23 protein-coding genes are annotated in these 19,222 nt (G+C 67.0%); 6 read left to right on the top strand and 17 right to left on the bottom strand.

From position 1 onward, the window contains the following. Nucleotides 1–104 precede the first annotated feature (104 nt). Nucleotides 105–1,142, top strand: a complete 1,038-nt coding sequence (locus O5M90_RS16480) for a hypothetical protein (RefSeq protein ID WP_262972219.1) — start codon at nucleotides 105–107, stop codon at nucleotides 1,140–1,142. A gap of 7 nt (nucleotides 1,143–1,149) precedes the next feature. Here O5M90_RS16480 and O5M90_RS16475 read toward each other — a convergent pair whose 3' ends face one another. The 12 genes from O5M90_RS16475 to O5M90_RS16420 all read right to left on the bottom strand — a co-directional run bounded on the left by O5M90_RS16475 (nucleotide 1,150) and on the right by O5M90_RS16420 (nucleotide 10,797). Further along, a complete protein-coding gene (locus O5M90_RS16475) occupies nucleotides 1,150–1,368 on the bottom strand; it encodes a hypothetical protein (RefSeq protein WP_137945357.1) in 219 nt (72 codons plus the stop codon). Between the two features lie 43 nt (nucleotides 1,369–1,411). Beyond that, nucleotides 1,412–1,873, bottom strand: a complete 462-nt coding sequence (locus tag O5M90_RS16470; RefSeq protein ID WP_262972220.1) for a hypothetical protein — start codon at nucleotides 1,871–1,873, stop codon at nucleotides 1,412–1,414. Continuing rightward, a complete protein-coding gene (locus O5M90_RS16465) occupies nucleotides 1,870–2,244 on the bottom strand; it encodes an AbrB/MazE/SpoVT family DNA-binding domain-containing protein (RefSeq protein ID WP_269839596.1) in 375 nt (124 codons plus the stop codon). The genes O5M90_RS16470 and O5M90_RS16465 overlap by 4 nt, the downstream gene beginning before the upstream one ends. 157 nt (nucleotides 2,245–2,401) lie before the next feature. Beyond that, nucleotides 2,402–2,920, bottom strand: a complete 519-nt coding sequence (locus O5M90_RS16460) for a GNAT family N-acetyltransferase (RefSeq protein WP_137945355.1) — start codon at nucleotides 2,918–2,920, stop codon at nucleotides 2,402–2,404. A 103-nt stretch (nucleotides 2,921–3,023) separates the two neighbouring features. Then, complete coding sequence (locus O5M90_RS16455; RefSeq protein ID WP_269839595.1) at nucleotides 3,024–3,689, bottom strand: 3'-5' exonuclease; 666 nt, start codon at nucleotides 3,687–3,689, stop codon at nucleotides 3,024–3,026. A 21-nt stretch (nucleotides 3,690–3,710) separates the two neighbouring features. Continuing rightward, complete coding sequence (locus O5M90_RS16450) at nucleotides 3,711–4,025, bottom strand: nucleotide pyrophosphohydrolase (protein WP_137945353.1); 315 nt, start codon at nucleotides 4,023–4,025, stop codon at nucleotides 3,711–3,713. 228 nt (nucleotides 4,026–4,253) lie between these two features. Continuing rightward, nucleotides 4,254–4,889: a 7-carboxy-7-deazaguanine synthase gene (gene queE / locus O5M90_RS16445; protein WP_440402182.1), complete on the bottom strand. Its 636-nt coding sequence runs from the start codon at nucleotides 4,887–4,889 to the stop codon at nucleotides 4,254–4,256. After that, nucleotides 4,886–6,013, bottom strand: a complete 1,128-nt coding sequence (locus O5M90_RS16440; protein WP_269839594.1) for a 6-pyruvoyl trahydropterin synthase family protein — start codon at nucleotides 6,011–6,013, stop codon at nucleotides 4,886–4,888. Before O5M90_RS16440 ends, queE begins: the two co-directional genes overlap by 4 nt. Before the next feature lie 349 nt (nucleotides 6,014–6,362). Beyond that, on the bottom strand, nucleotides 6,363–7,175 hold the full coding sequence (locus tag O5M90_RS16435; RefSeq protein ID WP_269839593.1) for an alpha/beta fold hydrolase: 813 nt from the start codon (nucleotides 7,173–7,175) through the stop codon (nucleotides 6,363–6,365). 95 nt (nucleotides 7,176–7,270) lie between these two features. After that, nucleotides 7,271–8,977 (bottom strand): hypothetical protein, encoded by a 1,707-nt coding sequence (locus tag O5M90_RS16430; RefSeq protein WP_269839592.1) that lies wholly within the window; start codon nucleotides 8,975–8,977, stop codon nucleotides 7,271–7,273. A gap of 114 nt (nucleotides 8,978–9,091) precedes the next feature. Beyond that, a complete protein-coding gene (locus O5M90_RS16425; protein WP_269839591.1) occupies nucleotides 9,092–10,000 on the bottom strand; it encodes a c-type cytochrome in 909 nt (302 codons plus the stop codon). Nucleotides 10,001–10,101: 101 nt separating this feature from the next. Further along, nucleotides 10,102–10,797, bottom strand: coding sequence for a class I SAM-dependent methyltransferase (locus O5M90_RS16420; RefSeq protein ID WP_269839590.1), 696 nt, complete (start codon nucleotides 10,795–10,797; stop codon nucleotides 10,102–10,104). A 95-nt stretch (nucleotides 10,798–10,892) separates the two neighbouring features. On the opposite strand from O5M90_RS16420, the gene O5M90_RS16415 reads away from it, so the two are divergent. Beyond that, a complete protein-coding gene (locus O5M90_RS16415; RefSeq protein WP_269839589.1) occupies nucleotides 10,893–11,813 on the top strand; it encodes an amino acid ABC transporter substrate-binding protein in 921 nt (306 codons plus the stop codon). A 31-nt stretch (nucleotides 11,814–11,844) separates the two neighbouring features. Here O5M90_RS16415 and O5M90_RS16410 read toward each other — a convergent pair whose 3' ends face one another. The 3 genes from O5M90_RS16410 to O5M90_RS16400 all read right to left on the bottom strand — a co-directional run bounded on the left by O5M90_RS16410 (nucleotide 11,845) and on the right by O5M90_RS16400 (nucleotide 15,334). Beyond that, complete coding sequence (locus tag O5M90_RS16410; RefSeq protein ID WP_269840090.1) at nucleotides 11,845–12,513, bottom strand: glutathione S-transferase; 669 nt, start codon at nucleotides 12,511–12,513, stop codon at nucleotides 11,845–11,847. A gap of 48 nt (nucleotides 12,514–12,561) precedes the next feature. Beyond that, nucleotides 12,562–13,053 carry an RcnB family protein gene (locus O5M90_RS16405; protein WP_269839588.1) on the bottom strand — a complete coding sequence of 164 codons (492 nt, stop codon included), beginning with the start codon at nucleotides 13,051–13,053 and terminating at the stop codon, nucleotides 12,562–12,564. Nucleotides 13,054–13,132: 79 nt separating this feature from the next. Continuing rightward, nucleotides 13,133–15,334, bottom strand: a complete 2,202-nt coding sequence (locus O5M90_RS16400) for a helicase-related protein (protein ID WP_269839587.1) — start codon at nucleotides 15,332–15,334, stop codon at nucleotides 13,133–13,135. 164 nt (nucleotides 15,335–15,498) lie between these two features. Between O5M90_RS16400 and O5M90_RS16395 the strand changes: the two genes are divergently transcribed. The 3 genes from O5M90_RS16395 to O5M90_RS16385 all read left to right on the top strand — a co-directional run bounded on the left by O5M90_RS16395 (nucleotide 15,499) and on the right by O5M90_RS16385 (nucleotide 16,750). Then, nucleotides 15,499–15,771 carry a type II toxin-antitoxin system Phd/YefM family antitoxin gene (locus O5M90_RS16395; protein WP_137945343.1) on the top strand — a complete coding sequence of 91 codons (273 nt, stop codon included), beginning with the start codon at nucleotides 15,499–15,501 and terminating at the stop codon, nucleotides 15,769–15,771. Further along, a complete protein-coding gene (locus O5M90_RS16390) occupies nucleotides 15,768–16,238 on the top strand; it encodes a type II toxin-antitoxin system VapC family toxin (protein WP_137945342.1) in 471 nt (156 codons plus the stop codon). The genes O5M90_RS16395 and O5M90_RS16390 overlap by 4 nt, the downstream gene beginning before the upstream one ends. A 155-nt stretch (nucleotides 16,239–16,393) precedes the next feature. Then, nucleotides 16,394–16,750, top strand: a complete 357-nt coding sequence (locus tag O5M90_RS16385; RefSeq protein ID WP_137945341.1) for a cupin domain-containing protein — start codon at nucleotides 16,394–16,396, stop codon at nucleotides 16,748–16,750. Here the strand turns inward: O5M90_RS16385 and O5M90_RS16380 are convergent. Further along, nucleotides 16,740–17,807, bottom strand: a complete 1,068-nt coding sequence (locus O5M90_RS16380; protein WP_269839586.1) for a saccharopine dehydrogenase family protein — start codon at nucleotides 17,805–17,807, stop codon at nucleotides 16,740–16,742. The two genes, O5M90_RS16385 and O5M90_RS16380, sit on opposite strands and share 11 nt — an antisense overlap. Before the next feature lie 109 nt (nucleotides 17,808–17,916). Between O5M90_RS16380 and O5M90_RS16375 the strand changes: the two genes are divergently transcribed. Continuing rightward, entirely contained in the window at nucleotides 17,917–18,543 is a 627-nt protein-coding gene (locus O5M90_RS16375; RefSeq protein ID WP_269839585.1) for a TetR/AcrR family transcriptional regulator, read from the top strand. Between the two features lie 139 nt (nucleotides 18,544–18,682). Here the strand turns inward: O5M90_RS16375 and O5M90_RS16370 are convergent, their stop codons facing one another. Then, entirely contained in the window at nucleotides 18,683–19,129 is a 447-nt protein-coding gene (locus O5M90_RS16370) for a methyltransferase family protein (RefSeq protein WP_269839584.1), read from the bottom strand. Between the last annotated feature and the right edge of the window lie 93 nt (nucleotides 19,130–19,222).

Raw genomic sequence — 19,222 nt, 5'->3', positions numbered from 1 at the left:
CCTTCCCTGATTCTTTTTTCTGGCTCATCCCATGAGCCAGTGAGGTCAGACACTGTGCCACATGGTTGCTGACAAATCGATGGCAGCCGCAACCGGAGCACCTCATGGCACAGATCGCAGCAGCATCCGCCCAGATGGAATTGGGCATCCTTCCCGTCGAACAGGCCGCGCCGGCCAATGCCAGCCTCGGTTTCGAGCTGGGCTGGGATTTCGCCCACCATGGGGTGGCGCCGCCGGTCGCCCATCTGTATGCACAGTCACCGCTGCTGCAAGGCTGGCAGGCCGGCTCGGCCACTTTCGGCCGCCGCACGCTGAAGCCCTCCCGTCACACCCAGCTGTGGCTGCAACTGCGCACCCATGCCTGGGCACGCGGGCGCAGCTTCGAGGATGTGCAAGTCACACCCAACTATCTGCAGCAGATCACGGTCGACTACTGCCCCATCCTGCGCCAGCCGCTGCTGGGCCAGGCCTCCATCGACCGCGTCCGCAACGATGCCGGCTACGCGGCCGGCAATCTGGCGATGATGAGTGCCGGTGCCAATGCGGCCAAGGCCGCCCATGGCTGGGCCGAGGCAAACGAGATTGCCGGCAGTGTCAATGACGGCCCTTTCCAGCGCATCGCCGGCCTGGGCCCGGCCGAATGGCAGCGGGTCGCGGTGCTGTGCAGCTTTGTCACCGAGCTGTCCCATGAGGAAGCGGCGACGATCCCGCTGCATCTGCTGCCGCCGAACCGGCTGCGCCTGTTCAACCCGATCCAGGCGCTGCAGGCCCTGGTGACCCGCCAGCTCGCGACACCGGGCTGGAGCGCCCGCCTCGCGCGCATCGAGGCCTTGCTGCCGGGCGATGCGCTGCGCGCCGACTTCAACCGCTTCCTGATGGCGCTGGCACCCCGGGTGCTGCGGGTCGGTGCGCTGACCGAGGCTCAGGACATCCGTTGGGCGCTCGAAGACGCCTGGAGCGATGCGTTGGTGCAAAAGCGCTGGGTCCGTTTCGCGCTGCAGCTGAACGCCACCCAGGCCGAGAAGCTGGTGCAGCGCGCCGCCGCCAAGCGGCTCAGCACGGTCCATGTGCAGCGCCATCCCCGCCTGACCGCCACCGAGGGCTGGGCGCTGGAGCGCGGCGGCTACCGGGCGGCCGCCTGAGGAAAATTCAGCCCGGCAAACCCTGGCTGACCTTCTCCATGCCGCCGCTCTGGTCCTGCAGGGCCACATGGTGACCGCGCTCGCCGAACCAGTGCGCCCATTGCTCGGCCAGCTTCTTGTTGGGCAGCCAGGGACCGGTGCGGTCCATCTGTACGCGGTTGCCGCGGCGCTCATAGAACACCACGCGCCACATGCCACTGGAAATTGATCGGTCGAAGTTGCTCATCGGTCGGCGAATCTAGCAGAGCTTGTGTGACACCGCCGCCCCGTCAAACCCTCAGCGATGTCAAAAATTCCTCGCTGCCCAGCAGCTTGAAACCGGGCTTGGCGGAACGTGCGACAAGCGCCCGCAACGCCATGCTGTCGCTGACCAGAACCCGGCCGCGCGCGCCCTGTGCCAGGCTCAGTGCGAGCTGCTCGAAGGCCGGCAGCCGCGCGGCCGTGGCAGCTGCCGGCGCCTCGGCCGGCAGCACCTGGGCATAGGGCAGATAGTCGGCCAGCAACTCATGTTGCTGCGTCGGCGACAGCCCCAGCACCGGGCAGGCCAGCGCCAGCATCAGCGCCCGTGCGCTGGCCGGATCAACCAGGGCCTGGCAGCGTCCGAGCTGCCAGCTCTGGCGCAGCTGCTGCGCCCGGGCATCGCCCGACACCAGGGCGCCCAGCAGCAGCCGGGTGTCGAACACCACGGCCGGCGCGGCGACCGCTTTGGCCAATCGGCGAGCGGTGCTCATCGCGCGCTCTTGCGCTTGCTGACTGTCTTGACGGCCGGCCTGGCAGCACTCGATGGCTTTTTTGCCGCCGCCGTTTTGCGCGCCGTCACCAGCTTCGTGACGGCTGGTTTCTTGGCCGCTGCGGTCTTTTTGGCACTCAATGGTTTTGCCGCTGCCTTCTGGGCCCAGTCCAGCGCCGCATCCAGCATTTTTTCGTCGATGGACAGTTCGGCCAGCTTGGCCCGCAGCGCGTCGCCGCGCTGGATGCGCACCGGGGTCAGGATGATTTGCCCGGCCTTCTCCTGCACCTCGAAATACTGCACCGGCCCGAGGGCCTGGGTCACGCTCTTGGGCAGCGTCAATTGGTTCTTGGAGGTGATCTTGGCCAGCACTTGGAGGACTTGTGGAAAGTAAGGGGCCATTACTTTAACGTTTTCCGACCGGCGGAAAGTGCGTAGGCAAGACCTGGCCCTTGTGACTTAAAAGGGTGATCGGAGGGACGAAAAAAAGCGCCCGTTGAAGGGCGCTTCATCGATGGAGATTGGGGTCTCAGACCAGCGATCGTTGCAGGCGCAGCTCTTCCAGACGCACGCCGCTGACCTCGGTGGTCTTGGTGCTGCCGAGCTCGCGCTTGAAACCGGCCAGCTCGAAGAAACGCAGTGCGCGCTCATTGCGCAGCCAGGTCCACAAGGTCACCTTGGTGCAGCCTTCTTCCTGCAGCCCGTCGCGGGCCGCGTCCCACAGGGCCAGGCCAACGCCCTTCTCCCAATGCACCGGCGAGGCATAGATGGCCCAGATCTCGCCGGTGGTCGACGGCGTGCCCTTGTCGCGCGAGCGGTCGAAGCCGACAAAGCCCATCACCTCGTTGTCGATATGGGCCACCAGCACCTGGGGCTCGCAAAGATCGATGGCCTCGCGCCAGAAGGCCTGGCGCTTCTGCACCGACAGCGCGTCCAGTGCGGCATCGGGCAGCAGCCCCTTGTACGCGTCCTGCCAGGCTGCAACATGGATTTCGGCAATGGCTTTGGCGTCACGCAGGGTGGCCGGACGGACCTGAATACTCGACATACGAATGAATAGAACTCTGGGAACTCAAACAAAAACGGAAGGGCGGAATTTTGCGCCCCTAAAGCGCCGCGATGAGCGCTTGACAGCGGGTTTTTTTCTGCCGTCAGTTCGCGGCCAGTGCCGGACTGCGCGCCGCCAGCTGCGGCCGGGCGTAGTCGGATACACAGCGTTGCAAAGCCGTCTTGGCCGTGCGCTGCAGCCGCGCCAGCAGCGCGTGCTCGACCCGCAAGGGTCCGAGCTCGCGCGCAAAGCGTTGCGCCAGATCGGCCTGCATGCGCAGAAGCAGATGGGCGGTGGTCTGCGCATCGGCCAGCGCGCGGTGGGCCCGGCCCATAACGGGCAGCGCATGGAACTGGGCCAGCGTGCCGAGCTTGCAGTTCGGCGCCTCGGGATAGAGCCGGCGCGCCAGCAGCACGGTGCAGGCGAACTCATGGGCGCTGTCGCGCTCCCAGCCGGCCCGCTCCAGCTCATGGAACCAGAAGCCGCGGTCGAAGGAGGCGTTGTGCGCCACCAGCGGGCAGCCGCGCGTGAACTCGGCCACCTCGCGCATCACCCGCGCCGAGTCGGGCGCCTGGGCCAGCATCGCATTGCTGATGCCGGTCAACTGCTCGATGAAGGGCGGCACCCAGGCGCCGCTGTTCATCAGGCTCTGGTAGCTGCCGACGATCTCGCCGCCGCGCACCAGCACCGCCGCAATCTCGGTGGCGCGGCCGCCCGCGCCGGGTCCGAGGCCGGTGGTTTCAAAGTCGATGACGGCGATGGTCTGCATGCGATTGCGAGAAGAAGAGGTTCAGGGCGGCGGGTACTTCAAGGCGTTCTTGGCCAGCTTGCGTTCCACCGCCGCCGCCATATCGACGCCGCTGTGATCGGCAATCTGCAGCAAGTAGAGCATCACATCGGCAACTTCATCGCCCAGATGCTCGAGCTTGGCCGGGTCCTGCGCAATCGTCTGCGACTCTTCCGGTGTCATCCACTGAAAGATCTCCACCAATTCGGCAGCCTCCACGACCATGGCCATCGCCAGGTTCTTGGGCGTCTGGTAGGGCTGCCACTGCCGCTCGGCGGCGAACTGGCGCAGCCGCTGCTGCAGGTTCCGGATGTCCATGTCTTCAATCCCTGTATTTAGATCTTTTAACTTGGTAGTCGTAGTAGAGCGGGCAGCCCACTGTGGACAGGTCGGAAAGTTGCTTTGATTTCAAAGACTTAGCGGTACCAAAAGTCTGTGCGCCGGAGATAGGACAGCGCCGGGCTCAGCCGATAACAACTGGGCCCTGCAAGGCGTTGCTGTGGACAAGCGCTCACTTGCTCAGGACTTATCCACAGACTTGTTCCATCACTCGATGCCGATGACCTTGTGCATCTGCACGCTCAGCCGCCATTGCGGGTGTTCCATGCAATAGGCCACGGCCGCGCGGGTGTGCTGGGCCTTCAGCAGCGAGTCCATCGGCTGCAAGAAGAAATGCTCGAAGTCCAGGCCGGCAAAGCGCTCGGGCAGCGCGGCCGGCTGCGGATAGACCAGCTTCAGCTCATGGCCGCGGGTCAGCACGATCTCGCTGTCGGCCTTGGGGCTGACACAGATCCAGTCCAAACCCTCGGGTGCCGGCTGTGTGCCATTGGTCTCGACCGCGATCTCGAAGCCGCGGGCGTGCAGCGCCTCTATCAGCGCAGCGTCGAGCTGCAGCAGGGGCTCCCCCCCGGTGCAGACCACATAAGGCTTGCCAGGCCGGTCTGCGGGCCAGCGCGAGGCAATCGCGGCGGCCAGGGCCTCGGCCGTGGCGAACTTGCCGCCACCCTGGCCATCGGTGCCGACAAAATCGGTGTCGCAGAAGTTGCAGACGGCGCTGGCCCGGTCCTGCTCGCGCCCGCTCCACAGATTGCAGCCGGCAAAGCGGCAGAACACCGAAGCCCGGCCCGCCTGCGCGCCCTCGCCCTGCAGCGTGTAGAAGATTTCCTTGACGGCGTAAGTCATACGGGGATCAGATCATCAATGCCCGAGGCGCTGACGATGGCGCCCGAGCCGCGGGTTTCATACATATCGACCCGGTCCAGCTGCGGCAGCACGGCCCGGCCCTTGGTCAGCACCCAGGCCGCCAGGCTGGCGCTGTCGCCATCGGGCAGGTCAGCGATCTCGTAGAGCGGGCGGTGGTCGATGGCCTTGAAGATCGGATCGAAGCGCGTTTTCACATCGCCGAAGTCCACCGTCCAGCCTTTCAGCGCATCGAGCTCGGCGCTCAGATGCAGGCGCAAGGTGTAGGTATGGCCATGGATGGCCCGCAGCGGGCTGCCGGCCGGCGCGCGCTTGAGCTGGATCGCGCTGTCCAAGGTCAGCTCCTTCCAGATCCGGTACTGCTGGCCATCGAAATTGGCGCCGCAGGAGCCGGTCTCATAGACCGTGACCCAGGACAGCTCGGGCAGTTGCGGCTTCAGCCGCTGCCACAGCCAGGCCGAGATCACCTCGCTGGTGGGGTTGTCCAGACCCTCGATCTCGTTGAGGCACTGGTAGTTCAGCAGCATATGGAAGGGCGCCCAGACCTCGTCCAGATGGTCGTAGTCGATGCTCAGATCGCGCTCGCCCAGATCCTGGTTGGCATGAACGATGACCTCGAAACCATGGCCGTGCATGCGGCCGCATTTGTGGCCGGGCGGCACATTCGGCAATTGGTGCGCGGCCTGGAAACGGTAGCGCCGCCAGACATGGGCGCGGCCGCCGACATCCAGATCGACCCCGCTGTGCGCGGTGCTCTGGATGCCGATCTGCTGGATGCCCGGCACGCCGAAGTCTTGCTCCAGACGGTTTTTGATCCAGCGCGCGATGTTCTCGTCGGTCGGCTGTTCCAGCGTGGTGTTCAGCAGCCCGTGGTCCAGCGGCGCCAGACAGGCTTCCAGCCGCCGGCGCAATTCCTCGACCTCGGCACCGGGAAACGGCGCCCAGCCGGGCGGCAGCGCGGCCCTGACGGTGGCGAGATAGCTGTGGCCGTGCAGACCGCGGCTGCGGTGCCCCTCGGGCAAGGCCGGGATCTGGCAGGCGGCTTCGAAACCGCAAGACGCCGAGTACAGCGTGGAGGAGTTGGGGGCTGAGGGTGTCGTGTTCATAGCGCTCCGTGGCGCGATGCACACGGGGCGGCAGTGTGACATGAGCCGGGCTTTGTGCGCTCACCGCGCGGCCAAGCCCGCCCGGACCGCTCAGGCTTTGAAATACAGCGGAGAAGCGCTCCGCTCTTCTTACTGGTATTTCTATCTTTCAAATTAGTAGTCTTAGTAGAGCAGCGCTTAGGCTGTGGACAAGCTATTTTTTCCTTTTTGATTCAAGCACTTGTACGCAGTCAAAGCATGTGGGCCGGCTGGGGTCGGCGGGGCACACCAATAGATAACAACTCCGGCTCAATGCCAACAGCTGTGGATAAGCCAGGTCTTGTTCAAATGTTGTGCACAGCTTTGTCCGTCACAGTGCCGGCACCGCCTCCAGCAAGGACCCGACCATCGCATTGAACGCCGCCGCATGACTGATCGGCCCCAGATGGCCGGCGCCGGGCAGCATGCACAGCTCGGACTGTTCCAGCGCCAGGGACAGCAGCTCGCTGACCCGGCGTGCCGGTGCCCGGGTCAGCGAACCACAGACCAGGCGCAGCGGCAGCGCCCGCAGCCGGGCCAGCTCGCGCGGCCCCCAGGTGGCGGCGAACAGCGCGGCGAAATGCCGATCGACGCTGGGCATGCAGCGCGCGATGCGCTGCTGCTGGTTGTCGTTCATGCCCTGCCAAGCCGGACCGGCCGCCCAGTAGTTGCAAAACATCTGGCCCGCCGCCTCGAAGCGGCCGGCGCCGACCAGCTCGCTGACGATGCGGGCGATCTGGGAGATCTCGCTCCAGGCCTCGCCCCAGGGCTCGTGCCGGCGCAGCAGGCCAAACAATACCGGCTCATACAAGGTGAGTGAGCGCACACAAGACGGGCGCTCCACCGCCATCTGCAGCGCCAGCGCGCCGCCATAGGAATGGCCGACGATGTCCAGCGGCTCCTCGATATCGCCCAGCGCGGCCCAGACCGCGTCGCTCTCCAGCCCCAGCCCGATGGGCGCATCGGCGGGCCAGTCCGGGCTGCGGCCGTGGCCGGGCAGATCGGGGATCAGCAGCTCGCGCTGCTCTTGCAGCTGCTCGGCCAGCCCGCGCCATTGGCCGGCGCTGGCACTGCTGGAATGCAGGCACAGCAGCGGACGGCCCTGGCCCAGGCGCTGCATATTCAGGGAGAGGGTGGCGTTCATCGTGCGAGCCTTGTCTTGTTCAACAACAGGCTGGCAGTCTCGGCCGCTGCGGTTTCAGCCCGGCTTCTGCGGCCGGGTCTGGCGGTTTCGTTTGTTCAGGCGTGTATCCAGAAGGCGCTTTCGGCGAACTCCTGGCCCAGCCACCAGCCGGCCTTGCCGGTGCCGAAGCGGAAGTTGCTGGCCCCGGCCTGGCTTTGCAGCGGCGCCGTGACCTCGCCGGCGCTGTCGCGCCTGGCCCGCAGCTCGCCGAGCTCGGGCACCACCGGCACGATATGGCCGGAGCGTCCGTCTTCCCTGCGCCGCGCGATGATCAGGCCGATCGCGCCCTGGTTGGCGGCCTGCTGCAGCTTGCTCAAGGAGCCGGTCTGGCGCCAGCCAAAGGCGGGGCCATGGTCGCGCAGCCAGCGGAACAGATCGTTGGCGCGCAGCTCGACAATGGTGTTGCCGATCAGCGGCGCCACGGTCTCGCCCTGGGCCAGCTTCAGCAAGGCATGGGCCGACCACCAGACCCGCGGCAGGTAGACACCGGCCAGATGGCAGTAGTCATGCGCGTAGATATTGCAGAAGGTCAGACCGCTGCGCGGCTGGTAGCGCCCATGGGCCGGCTTGTCCACCGCCAGCCAGTCGATGATGGCGGCCAGCTCCTGACGCAGCGTTTCGGCATCCGTGCCCTTGCGTTGCGGCTGACCGGCTTCGTTGAGCGAATGGGCATTGGCCAGGTCGATGCGGCGCGTCACCGAGCCGCTCTTGCGTGGCATCCATACCGCGACGATGCCGCTGCTGGGCAGGGCTGGCGCCGGCTCGACGACGGCAATCGGCTCGGGCGCGGCATCGGCCACCAGCAGCTTGGCCGAGACAAAACCATGGATCAACGCGCCGGCCAGGCTGGTCTCGATCTCGAGAAAGCCCTTGACCGGCTTGCCGCTGACGGCGCGCACTGGATGGCCGTCCGGCAGGTGGCTGATCACATTGGCGGTCTCGGGCTGGCTGATCAGCGGCTCGCTGCGCACCCGCAGCATCGAGAGCTGGGTCTTGACCCGGAACTGCGGGCCGCTGGCCGTCACGGGGCTGGGCGGCGGCACGATGGCCTGGCCGGGTGGTGGCGCTTCGAGCAGCGCATCTTCGCCGCTCAGCGCCACCGTATGGGCCAGGCGTATGAAGTCGAACAGCGCCTCACCGTAGAACTGCGTGCCGTTGAAATGCCCCTGCTTGAGGCCCTTGGCCGGCTTGAAGCCGCCGGTGTTGTAGGCGATGCCGACGGCGGCCAGCTCCTGGTCGCTGAGCGCGCTGCGGTCCTGCAGGCCCAGCTTGCGCAAGCCCTTCTTCAGCTCATCGACGCACAGGGCCAGGGTGTCTTCGAAACGCTCGTAGCGCTTCTCCAGAAAGTAGTCGGGGTCGTTGAGGAAGAACTGCAGATCGCGCTGGAACAGGCCGAAGCCGTGGCAGAACTTGTGCGGCCGGGCCGCCACGCCGGCGAAGCCGGGGATGTGCTGGGCCATATCGACCAGGGCTTGGTGGGCGATTTCGAACATCGCCGCGCCATCGGGCGCGGCCAGCAGATCGGCCTTGGTCTGCGGGAAGGCGCGGCGGCCCTTGTCGGCATCGAGCGTGTCGCCGACGCACAGCGCCAGGATCTTGTTCGTGCCCAGGTTCTTGCGCCGCAGCAGCGACCAGATGGCACCCGTTTCCTGGCAGGCGATCGCGGTGATCATGTCCACCGTCAGCGGCGTGCCGGCCAGGGCCGGCGTGATGCGGGCCTGGAACTGCTTCTTGAACCACAGGATGTCGGCGCTGTCGGGCATGGCGGTCTCCAGGGAGTGTGCGCCCGACATTAGGGGATCGCAGGGTCGGCGCCTAGCCGTCGGCGGCGGCTTTGCTCCTGCAAGATAGGGATGCCGTGCCTGGTTCCGGGCCTCTTAGCGCCGGCCCGCCGGCTTGGCAGGCAGGGTCTGCAGATAGGCGTACATCGCGTGCAGGTCGGCGTCGTTCAATTCCTTCAGCGCGTTGAAGGGCATCACCGGGCTGACCGCGCTGCCATCGGGACGCCGGCCGCTGCGCATCATCGCGGCGAACTGCTCGGCGTTCCTGTAGGCCGGCATCGCACTGCCCTCGCCCGGCGTCAGGTTCGAGGCCGGCGGCCAGTCGGGCGGCGTGCCCGGGATCTTGCCGCCCGAGAAGCCGGGCCCGTGGCAGCCTATGCACATGCTGGCCACATAGGCGCCGTTGGCGACGCTGATGGTCGAGGCCATCGCTGGCGAAGGCGGCAGGCTGTGGTCGATCTTCTCGGCCGCATCCTGGATCAAGCCCAGGCCGTACATGGCCTTGAAGGGAAGCGACAGCTGGACGATGGCCGGCCCGCCCTCGACCGCAGGCATGCGCTGCAGATGCGCAATCAGCGCGCCCATGTCCTCGTCGCTGAGCCGGTTGTAGTCCTCGCTGGGCATCACGATGGCGGGCCGGCCATCGGGCTTGACGCCATGGCGGATCGCGCGCACCCAGTCTTCTACCCGGTAGTTGGCCACGGTGGGCGAGCCCTGCGCGATATTCGGGCCGCGCAGGAGCAAGCCCTTGCCATCGTCGATCAGCACCTTGCCGCCGCCGGCGCGGTCATGGCAATCGACGCAGCCGCGCGACAGATAGAGATAGCGGCCCCGCTCCAGCGCGGCCGCATCGGCCGGCAGCGGCACGGCCGCCACGCGCAGATCGACCTGGCGCTGCAGCTTGTAGTCGGCGCGGGCCAGGGCCAGGCCGACGGTGGCGGCCAGGGCGGCCGTGAGGCCAAGCAGTATCAAGAGGCTGCGGCGCAGCCAGGTTCGCTGGGTCATGGGCGTTTCCTTGCTTCGGTGGCATCAAGCCGGGCCGCACCTTAATCGCTGGCCGAAGCGAAAAACCAGGGCTGAAACAAACGAAGCCGGACTGCAACAATCTAAGCGGGGCCGCGCGTCGCCAGGCTGTCGCGCCGGTACTGCAGCAGCCGTCCGCTATAGCCGGGCTGCTTGATGACGGTCTCCTGCAGCCGGTAGCCCAGCGTCGCCATATGGCGGCTGAAGGCCGGGCGATTGCCGCGGTTCGGGTCGACGATGATGACCTCGCTGGCCGACCGCGCATGCAGCGCGATGAAGGCGGCCAGGCTGCCGGCCTCGTCGCGCTCGTACAGCACATCGCTGCCGATGATCAGATCGAAGCGGCCCTGCACGCGCGGCGCGCTCTGGCCACGGCCGGTGGTGGCCGGGCCCCAGTCGCCATGGCAGTAGCGCATCGGTGCCAGTGCATTGAGTCGCAGGTTCTCCAGCAGGAAGCCTGCGGCCATCGGGTGGCAGTCGCTGGCCGTCACCAGCGCGCCACGCCGGTGGCTGACCAGGCTGGCCAGCGCCAGGCCGCAGCCGATCTCGAGGATGCTCTCATCAGCCAGCAGTGGCCGCCGCGCCATGGCCGCCGCCAGGTGCAGGCCCGAGGGCCACAGCAGGCCGAACAGCGGCCAGGCCGCCGACGAGATGCCACGTGCCAGCGCCTCGCCCAGCGGGTCGTCGAACTGCTGCCGGTCCAGCAGCGAACGGATATGCAGATCCGCCACACCGGCGATGGCAATGCACTCCTGCTTGACCACATAGGGGCTGCTCATGACGATGGCCCCGAAAAACCGGCAAGAGTTGGCAGGCCGCAGGGCCGGCCGGGCCTATATTCCCGCCCATCCGAAAGAACCGAGCGGTGAACACGATGAAAAGCCAAGCATTCCGTCAAGGGCGCCCCGCCCTCGCGCTGCTGCTGACCTTGCTGCTGATCCAGCCCGCGCTGCAGCCCGGCTCGGCGCAGGCCGGGCCGACGCTGGAGCGCATCAAATCCAGCGGCCGCATCGTGCTGGCGCACCGCGAGTCTTCGGTACCTTTTTCCTATCTGGATGCGCAGCGTCGGCCGGTCGGCTATGCGCTGGACCTCTGCCACCGGCTTGGCGAGGCCTTGCGCAAGCATCTGCAACTCAAGAGTCTGGCCACCGACTATGTGCAGGTCAGCTCCAGCGATCGCATCGCGGTGATCGCCGAGGGCCGTGCCGACCTGGAATGCGGCTCGACCACCAACAACGCCGAGCGGCGCGAGAAGGTGGCGTTCACCGTGCCGCACTACATCACCGGCTCGCGCTATCTGGTGCGCGCCGATTCGGGCATCAAGGAGCTCAGCGATTTCGCCAAGCGCCGGCTGGTGTCCACCAAGGGTACGACCAGCTTCAAGGAGATCCAGGCCGTCAATCGTGACCGCCTGCTGGGCATCCAGGTTCTGGAGGCGCCCGACCATGGGCGCGCTTTCGAGATGGTCGAAAAGGGCGAGGCCGACGGTTTCGTGATGGACGATGTGCTGCTCTATGGCCTGATCGCCGGCAGCAAGAATCCCAAGGGCCTGGAGGTGGTGGGCAAGTTCCTCACCATCGAACCGCTGGCGGTGATGATGTCGCGCGAGGACGCCGAGCTCAAGCGCGTCGTCGACGCCGAGATGAAGCGTCTGATTGCCAGCCGCGAGGCCCATGCCCTCTATGAGCGCTGGTTCCAGCAGCCGATACCGCCGAAGCAGACGGCGCTGAATCTGCCGATCAGCTATCTGCTGCGCGACTTCTGGAAGTATCCGAGCGACCAGGTGCCGAACTGAGCGAGGGCCGTGCACCTGGCGGCCCATGGCCTCAGCTCAACAGCGCGTAAGGACCGCCGCGCTCCAGCGCGCGCTGGTAGGCGGGGCGCGCATGGATGCGTTTCAGGAAGTCCGTCAGCCGCGGCCGGTCCGCCGCCAGCCCGCCGCGCGAGGCGGCCGCCTCCAGCGGAAAACTGAGCTGTACATCGGCAGCCGTGAACTCGGCGCCAGCGAACCAAGGGCTCTTGGCCAGCTCGGCCTCCATAAAGTCCAGATGACTCTTGATCGCTGGCTGGATGAAGCCGGCCTTGACCTTGGACGCGATGCCCTTGGCAATCGGCTTGGCGAAGAAGGGCATGGGCGAGCGCTCGATGCGGTCGAAGATCAGCTTCATCAGCAGCGGCGGCATCGCCGAGCCCTCGGCGTAATGCATCCAGTAGCGGTAGCGCAGCGCCTCGGCGCTGTCGGCCGCGGGCTTGAACCGGCCCTGACCGTAGCGATCGACCAGGTATTCGAGGATGGCGCCGGACTCTGCCACCACCAGCTCGCCATCGCTGATCACCGGCGACTTGCCCAGCGGGTGCACCGCGCGCAGTTCGGGCGGCGCCAGCATCGTCGCCTTGTCGCGCTGGTAGTGCTTGATTTCGTAGGGCAGGCCCAGCTCTTCGAGCAGCCACAGCACGCGCTGCGAGCGCGAGTTGTTGAGGTGGTGAACGGTGATGGCGATGATGAACTCCCGGGGGTGGCCCCCGGAGTCTAGAGGACGGGCTCAGTTGCTCAGCAGTAGTTGCAGGATCACGCCGGTGGCAATGGCCACCAGCAGGTAGTCGCCGCCGCTCTGCACCCAGTGGTAGCCGCGCGGCGGTGCGCGCAGCTGGTGGCTGCGCCAGTCGTCCACCACATAGCGGCGCTGGTGATAGGCGGGCGGCAGCCGGTTGCCCTTGTAGAAGCTGTGATCGGGGCCGGCACCGCGGCCGCGGTTCGCGTACTTGCCGTTCCAGTAGTCGCGGCCGTCGCGACTGTCCCAGCGGGGCGGGCCATCGCGGCGCGACTGCTGATACTGCTGCTGAGCCTGATCGCGGCGCTGCTCCTGGGCGTTGCGTTGCTCATGGCGCTGGTCATGCCGGCGCTCGCTTTGGCGATCATCCCCGCGCTTGCCGTGATCACCACGGCTGTTGCCCTGGGCCTGGACGAGGCTGAGCGGCGCGAGCGCCTGAGCGGCGACGGCGCAGGCGAGCAACAGGGCCTTGATCTTGCTCATGATGAGTCCTCAATAGTGGACGAGAACTCGCTTGTATGCCGGTCCACACCGGCCCGTCTGTGCGCTGTCGAACGGTGGCTCAGCGCCGGCCGCGCGTCTGCCACAGCGGCTTCTTGCCCTTCAGATGGCGCTCGATGCCGTCGTTGAGCCGGCTGCGCAGATCCCCGACGGCCGCCACATGGCCGTAGACGCCCGGGAAGCGCAGGTCCAGCCACAGCCACAGCGTGCAGGAGCGCAGCGCCTGTTCCATGCGGTCGAGCCGGCTGTGCTCGTCGACATCGTCGAGGAACCAGGGCGCGCCGACCGTGCCGGTCAGCGCGTGGCGGCTGGCCCAGTCCAGATACTCTTGCACCTGGCTGTCGGTGCGACTGTCCACCGGAGCCTGCGCATAGATGAAGCGGGCCTTCAGCGGCAGGCCACCGGCCGCGCGGTCCAGCTGCTCAGCCAGCGCCAGCATCTGCTCCAGCTCGGCCACCTCGAAATGGGCGTTGTCCAGCAGCAGCTGGTCCATGAAGACCATCAGCACCGCATGCAGCTTCTTCAGTCCCAGGCGCTGCGCGATGGTGTCGATATGCCACCAGTTCGGCGCCACTGCGGCCTTGAAGTCGCGCGGCGCGCGCGGGCTCTTGGGCAGCAGCTCCTTCAGCGTGCGCGCCGCCGTCGGCTCGGCCTCGCGCAGTACGCCGACAAAGCCCTCGTCATGCATGCCGTAACGCCCGGCCCGGCCGGCGATCTGGTGCACCTCGGTGACCTCCAGCGTGCGGTCGCCCTGGCCATCGAACTTCGTCATCGTGCTGAACAGCACGCGGCGGATCGGCAGGTTCAGCCCCATGCCGATCGCATCGGTGGCCACCAGGATATGGGTCGCGCCATTGGCAAAGCGCTCGGCTTCGCGGCGTCGCACCTCGGGCGGCAGCGCGCCGTAGATCACCGAGACCGGATGGCCGGCCGCGCCGATCTGGTCGCGCAGCATCAGCACCTCGCGGCGGCTGAAGGCCACTACCGCGTCGCCATGCTTGAGCGCCGTGATCGGCACCGGTGCCGGCAACAACTGCACCTCTTGCTTGCGCTCGAAATGGCGCACCGTGCAGCGCTCGCCGCACAGGCCCAAGAGGCTTTCGATGGCCGGCACCGCATAGGCGCTGCAGATGATGATCAGCTCATTGGCCGGCACCGCGACGATGGCCTGGGTCCAGGCCCAGCCGCGGTACAGATCGAACAGCATCTGCGCCTCGTCGATCACCGCGACGTCGATGGGCTTGTTGGTGTTGACCATCTCGATGGTGCTGGAGACCACGCGCGAGTTCTCGGCCGGCACATTCTCCTCGCCGGTCAGCAGCGAGCAGGGTACGCCACGACCCACCAGCCGGTCGCGCCCTTCCAGCGCCAGCAGGCGCAGCGGCGCCAGATAGGCCCCCTGCTGGGCCTGGGCCAGGCGCTCAAAGGCCGCATAGGTCTTGCCGCTATTGGGCGCACCGACATAGAGCGTCACGGTGCGCTGCATGCGCCGCGCGATGTCGAAGGTGTCGGGATAGCCCTGAAAGGCCAGGTCCTGGTTCAGGCCGGCCAGCGCATTGAGCTCGGCGACGCGGTGTTCCCAGCGGTCCTGCGCTCGCGTGCAGCCAGCTTTCAGGGTCTCGAAGGACTGCGGCGTCGCGCACTCCGACTGCAGGCGCGGCAGCAGCGTGTCCAGGTGTTCCGGGTGGCCCGACTCGCTGCGCAGATAAAGATTCTCCAGATGCGCTTGCAGCTCGGCCGCATGGGCGTAGGCCGGCATCTGGCCGATCGCGGCCTTCAGCGCATGCAGATCGCCGCTGCGGTAGAAGTCCCAGATCGGCGCGTCATCGGCGATTTCGGCGCGGTAGCTGACGGGGATCTGCCAGCCCGGCTCGGCGAGCTTGAGCACCAGCTTGCACAGCCGGCTCCAGCGCTGGCCTTCGCGGCTCAGGCCCAGCGCGGTCTCGATCTGGGCCGTGCGCTGCTGCATCAGCGCGCGCACCGTCGGCGCGGTGCCGATCACATCGAGATGGGCCAGCGCCGAGGCGATCAGGCGCGGCGCGATCCAGCGGCTGGGCCGCGCGCCGCTGCTGGCCTTGGTGGCCTTCTGGATCTGGATCAGGCCCAGCTTGTCGAGCTGATCCTCATGGCCGGTCTCGCCATCGAAATCACCAGGTGTCAGTACCTGCGGCAGCTGATAGGCCGCCTGGCGGATGCGCTGCCATTGCTCGGGATCGATGTCGGCCGGCAGGCGGGCCGCATGGCGCGGGTTCGGGAGTTGCATCGTGGCCGGCGGGAGTTGGGCGGCCGGCGCGGGGGTGGGGAGAGTTTTTGTATCGGGCACTTGGGGAGTGGAACACAAGAGGCCGGCGGGCCGCCCTGTCCTCGGGTGGCTGCATAAATGTAGAAACGTAACTACAATGTGGAGATGTCGCCCGAGGAGCTGTCATGACCACCACCACCCTCTCCAGCCGCGAGTTCAACCAGGACTCCAGCGCCGCCAAGAAGGCGGCGAAGCAGGGCCCGGTCTTTATCACCGACCGAGGTCGACCCGCCCATGTGCTGCTGAGCATCCAGCATTACCGGCAGTTGGTCGGCGGACCGGACGCCAGCAGCATCGTCGACATGCTGGCGATGCCCGAGGTGGCGGGTGCTGAGGATCTGTCCTTCGATCCGCCGCGTGCCGGCGAGCTGTTTCGCCCGGCCGAGCTGTCCACCTGATGTTTGTTCTCGACACCAACGTTGTCTCCGAGCTGCGCAAGGCCAAGTCAGGCAAGGCCGACAAGCATGTGCTGAGCTGGGCCGCCGGCGTGCCGGCCGGCAGTCTGTTCATCTCGGCGATCACGGTGCTTGAGCTGGAAATAGGCGTGCTGCAGATCGAGCGACGCGACGCCGCGCAGGGGGCGCTGCTGCGAGCCTGGCTGGAGGGACAGGTCTTGCCGGCTTTTGCAGGACGAGTGCTGGCGGTTGATCTGGCGGTGGCGCAGCGTTGCGCCCGCCTGCATGTGCCCGACCGCCGATCCGAGCGCGATGCCTTGATTGCCGCGACCGCCCTTGTCCATGGCATGAATGTCGTCACGCGCAATGTCGCGGACTTCGAGTTGCTGCAAGGAGTGGCGCTGCTCAATCCTTGGGAGGCGGTCGCTGCGGTGAAACCATTGGCTACGGCGCGGCGGCCCAAGAAGTAGAGGCCCGTCTGTGCCGCCGCAGAACAATGCACTGCCAGCCCACGCCAATCACGCAGATGCCACCGTCGCGGGCACCGACTTCGGCAGCGACCGAGGACGGTCTCTGCATAGCATGAAGGTCTCCGCTGACCCTTGGCCAAGAGCCGCCGTCCTTCATGTCAAACCATCTGCTCGTTCCCTTCAACTTCGACCAACTCGGCGAGGCGCATGAATACCGGCCGCCGGCCGACCGTGTCATCGAGGGCGATATCGTCTGCCGCAGCTGGGATGTCGACAGCGCCAAGGACGGCAAGGTGCGCGCCGGCGTGTTCGAGGCCACGCCGGGCGTCAACCGTTCGATCAAGGGCGAAACCTGGGAGTTCTGCCTGATCCTGTCCGGCCGGGTCGAGATCACCGAGGACGGCCACCCGCCGGTCATCTACAAGGCCGGCGACTGCTTCATCATGAAGCCCGGCTACACCGGCACCTGGCGCACCCTGGAGACCGTGCGCAAGGTCTGGGTCACGGCCTGAAGAGGTCGGCAGCGTCGCCGAACACCTGCCCGAACACTTCCAGCGCCCGCTGCGCGTGCAGGGTGCGCAGCATGTCCGCCGGATCCACCGCCTCAGCCAGCGCCAGCGCGCCGCTGTGCCGATACGAGGGCGCCAGCAGGCGCCGGGCCGCGTCGATGACGATGGGGGCGGTCACGGCATAGATGTCCTGCCCGCGCACGCCGGCCTTCTTGCTGACACCGTTTTGCAGCAGCTCCAGCTGCAGCTCGAAGCGCTGAGCCGAACGGCCGCTGTCGTCCACCGCGGTGGGCGGCGGCGTCGTGGCATCGCGGATGTCCTCTAGCGCCGAGCGGTTGAGCAGGGAGCGGATCGCACCGATCTCCAGATGATGGCTGAGCGTGATGATCTCGCTGAACGGCAGCTCGACCATGGGCAAGCGGCCCAGCGGCGCCCCGAAGCGCCAGTCCTGTGGCTCGGCCGCCGGCACCAGCGGCGCAAGCCGGCCTTGCTTGACCACCAGGCGGGGCAGCTTGTTGCGCTCGCCGGTCTCGCGCGTGCCATGGGTGGGCCACCAGCGGTCAAGCCCTATCGCCACGGTGATCTCATCGATCGCGCCGGCCGAGGCCATCGCGCTGGCCAGCAGGTCGGCCAGGCCGCCATAGAAGCCGGCCGCCGGGATCACGACCCGGCCAGCGGCGCGCGCCGGTGCGTCGAGCTCGGCAAAGCTGGCCTGGGCACTGCCCTGTTCGGCCGTCACATCGATGTAATGGCAGCCGGCGCGCAATGCGGCCCGGGCCACCGGCCCGGCGGTGTCGAGAAAGGGCCCGACGCAGTTGATCACCACGGCGCAGCCGGCAAAAGCCTGTTCAAGACTGGCGGCGTCGTCGAGCGCTGCGACCCGGTGGGTCACGGCCGCCGACGCAAACATCTCCGCCAGCCGTGCGGCATTGCGACCGACCGCGACCACGTTCAGCCCGCGGCGCAGGGCTTCATCAACGACGAACCGACCGGTAGTGCCGCTGGCACCGTAGACGGCGATGGCGGTGGCAGAAGAGGGATTGCTCGTGGATGTTTGCATGATGACCTTTCAGTAGATACAGACCTGTCTGTTCTTCAATGATTACAGACAGGTCTGTATCATGTCAAGCATGCGCAGCACAACAACCCCCCGTCCCCCGCGAAATCCCATGGCCGGTGCGGCCGTCAAACGTGCGGCGAAGGCCGCAGGCGGTGTCGCCATCGAGCCGGTGCCGGACGTGCGCGACCGCATCCTCGACACCGCGTCCACGCTGTTCTATCGGCGCGGCGTGCGTGCCGTCGGCGTCGATCTGGTCGTGCAGGAGGCGGCGGTGGCCAAGACCAGCCTGTACCGCTATTTCCCGACCAAGGACGATCTGATCGTCGCCTTTCTGGAGCGCGAGGATCTGGAGTTCTGGGCGTTGTGGGACAGCGTGGCCGCGCAGCATGCCGACGACCCCGCCGGCGAGCTGGCCGCCCATATGCGCTGGATCGGCGAACGCCTGGCCCGCGCCAATTACCGCGGCTGCCCGCAGATCAATGTGGCCGCCGAATTCGCCGAGCAGGATCACCCGGCCCGCCAGGTCGCGCAGCGCCATATGCTGGCGCTGCGCGGTCGGCTGCAGGACATCGCTCGGCGGCTGGGCGTGGCGCGCCCCGATCCGCTGGCCGCCCAGCTGGCGCTGCTGGTCAACGGCGCCTTCGTCAGCTCGGCCCTGCTCAGCGCCGAGGAGGCCACCGATGTGCTGCTCGGCGCGCTGCAAGCCCTGCTGGCCGCAGCGCGCGCCGGCGCCTGAGCGAGTCCCTTCGGGCCCACCGCTTCAGCGTCATGCCACGATGAAAAGCCTTGGGAAGGGCCACAGCACCGTGCTCTATGGCAAGGCCGGATGAACGGCGGTCAGGGCGCCGGGACGGCGGCCCCGGAGATCGGACGGCTCAGCACCAGCGCCTTACCGCCTGCCGATACCGCGCGTACTCCGCCCCGAACTTCGCTGCCATCGCCCGCTCTTCCAGCGGGATGTACCAGCACTGCGCCAGTGCGAAGAAGCTCAGCGGCCCGAATAGCGGCGACAGCGAACCCAGGGTCAGGGCCAGGCCCAGCAGTGCGATCAGCAGCCCCAGATACATGGGGTTGCGGCTGCGGCGGAACAGGCCTTCGGTGGTCAGCCGGTCCGGTTCTCCGAAGGTGTTGATATTGGTGCCGATCCGGCGGAACAGCCGGGCATGCCACTGGGCCAGACCCAGACCCAGGGCGATCAGGCCGAGCCCGGCCCAGTTCAGCGGCCGTGGCAACCACAGGCCCAACGGGGCGCAGACATGCGCGGCCCACATCAGGCCGGCCAGCATCAGAAAGACAAAAGGGGGAAGCAGCAGCACTCGCATCGCATCGATCTGTAAGGAAATGAGGCGGCCAGTCTGCCGACCCATGGCCCCGCTTGCGATAACCTGGGTTAACTGCTCAACAAGTGATCGAGA

Origin of the sequence: Paucibacter sp. M5-1 (assembly GCF_027498415.2) — a bacterium.
GTDB lineage: Bacteria > Pseudomonadota > Gammaproteobacteria > Burkholderiales > Burkholderiaceae_C > Roseateles_E.
Note: the sequence above shows the minus strand (reverse complement) of the source record. Positions and strands in the feature narration are given on the sequence as shown.

Coding starts and splice junctions, on each gene's coding strand:
- O5M90_RS16480 (WP_262972219.1), top strand. CDS start 105: ATGGCACAGATCGCAGCAGCATCCGCCCAGATGGAATTGGGCATCCTT.
- O5M90_RS16475 (WP_137945357.1), bottom strand. CDS start 1,368: ATGAGCAACTTCGACCGATCAATTTCCAGTGGCATGTGGCGCGTGGTG.
- O5M90_RS16470 (WP_262972220.1), bottom strand. CDS start 1,873: ATGAGCACCGCTCGCCGATTGGCCAAAGCGGTCGCCGCGCCGGCCGTG.
- O5M90_RS16460 (WP_137945355.1), bottom strand. CDS start 2,920: ATGTCGAGTATTCAGGTCCGTCCGGCCACCCTGCGTGACGCCAAAGCC.
- O5M90_RS16455 (WP_269839595.1), bottom strand. CDS start 3,689: ATGCAGACCATCGCCGTCATCGACTTTGAAACCACCGGCCTCGGACCC.
- O5M90_RS16450 (WP_137945353.1), bottom strand. CDS start 4,025: ATGGACATCCGGAACCTGCAGCAGCGGCTGCGCCAGTTCGCCGCCGAG.
- queE (WP_440402182.1), bottom strand. CDS start 4,889: ATGACTTACGCCGTCAAGGAAATCTTCTACACGCTGCAGGGCGAGGGC.
- O5M90_RS16440 (WP_269839594.1), bottom strand. CDS start 6,013: ATGAACACGACACCCTCAGCCCCCAACTCCTCCACGCTGTACTCGGCG.
- O5M90_RS16435 (WP_269839593.1), bottom strand. CDS start 7,175: ATGAACGCCACCCTCTCCCTGAATATGCAGCGCCTGGGCCAGGGCCGT.
- O5M90_RS16430 (WP_269839592.1), bottom strand. CDS start 8,977: ATGCCCGACAGCGCCGACATCCTGTGGTTCAAGAAGCAGTTCCAGGCC.
- O5M90_RS16425 (WP_269839591.1), bottom strand. CDS start 10,000: ATGACCCAGCGAACCTGGCTGCGCCGCAGCCTCTTGATACTGCTTGGC.
- O5M90_RS16420 (WP_269839590.1), bottom strand. CDS start 10,797: ATGAGCAGCCCCTATGTGGTCAAGCAGGAGTGCATTGCCATCGCCGGT.
- O5M90_RS16415 (WP_269839589.1), top strand. CDS start 10,893: ATGAAAAGCCAAGCATTCCGTCAAGGGCGCCCCGCCCTCGCGCTGCTG.
- O5M90_RS16405 (WP_269839588.1), bottom strand. CDS start 13,053: ATGAGCAAGATCAAGGCCCTGTTGCTCGCCTGCGCCGTCGCCGCTCAG.
- O5M90_RS16400 (WP_269839587.1), bottom strand. CDS start 15,334: ATGCAACTCCCGAACCCGCGCCATGCGGCCCGCCTGCCGGCCGACATC.
- O5M90_RS16395 (WP_137945343.1), top strand. CDS start 15,499: ATGACCACCACCACCCTCTCCAGCCGCGAGTTCAACCAGGACTCCAGC.
- O5M90_RS16385 (WP_137945341.1), top strand. CDS start 16,394: ATGTCAAACCATCTGCTCGTTCCCTTCAACTTCGACCAACTCGGCGAG.
- O5M90_RS16380 (WP_269839586.1), bottom strand. CDS start 17,807: ATGCAAACATCCACGAGCAATCCCTCTTCTGCCACCGCCATCGCCGTC.
- O5M90_RS16375 (WP_269839585.1), top strand. CDS start 17,917: ATGGCCGGTGCGGCCGTCAAACGTGCGGCGAAGGCCGCAGGCGGTGTC.
- O5M90_RS16370 (WP_269839584.1), bottom strand. CDS start 19,129: ATGCGAGTGCTGCTGCTTCCCCCTTTTGTCTTTCTGATGCTGGCCGGC.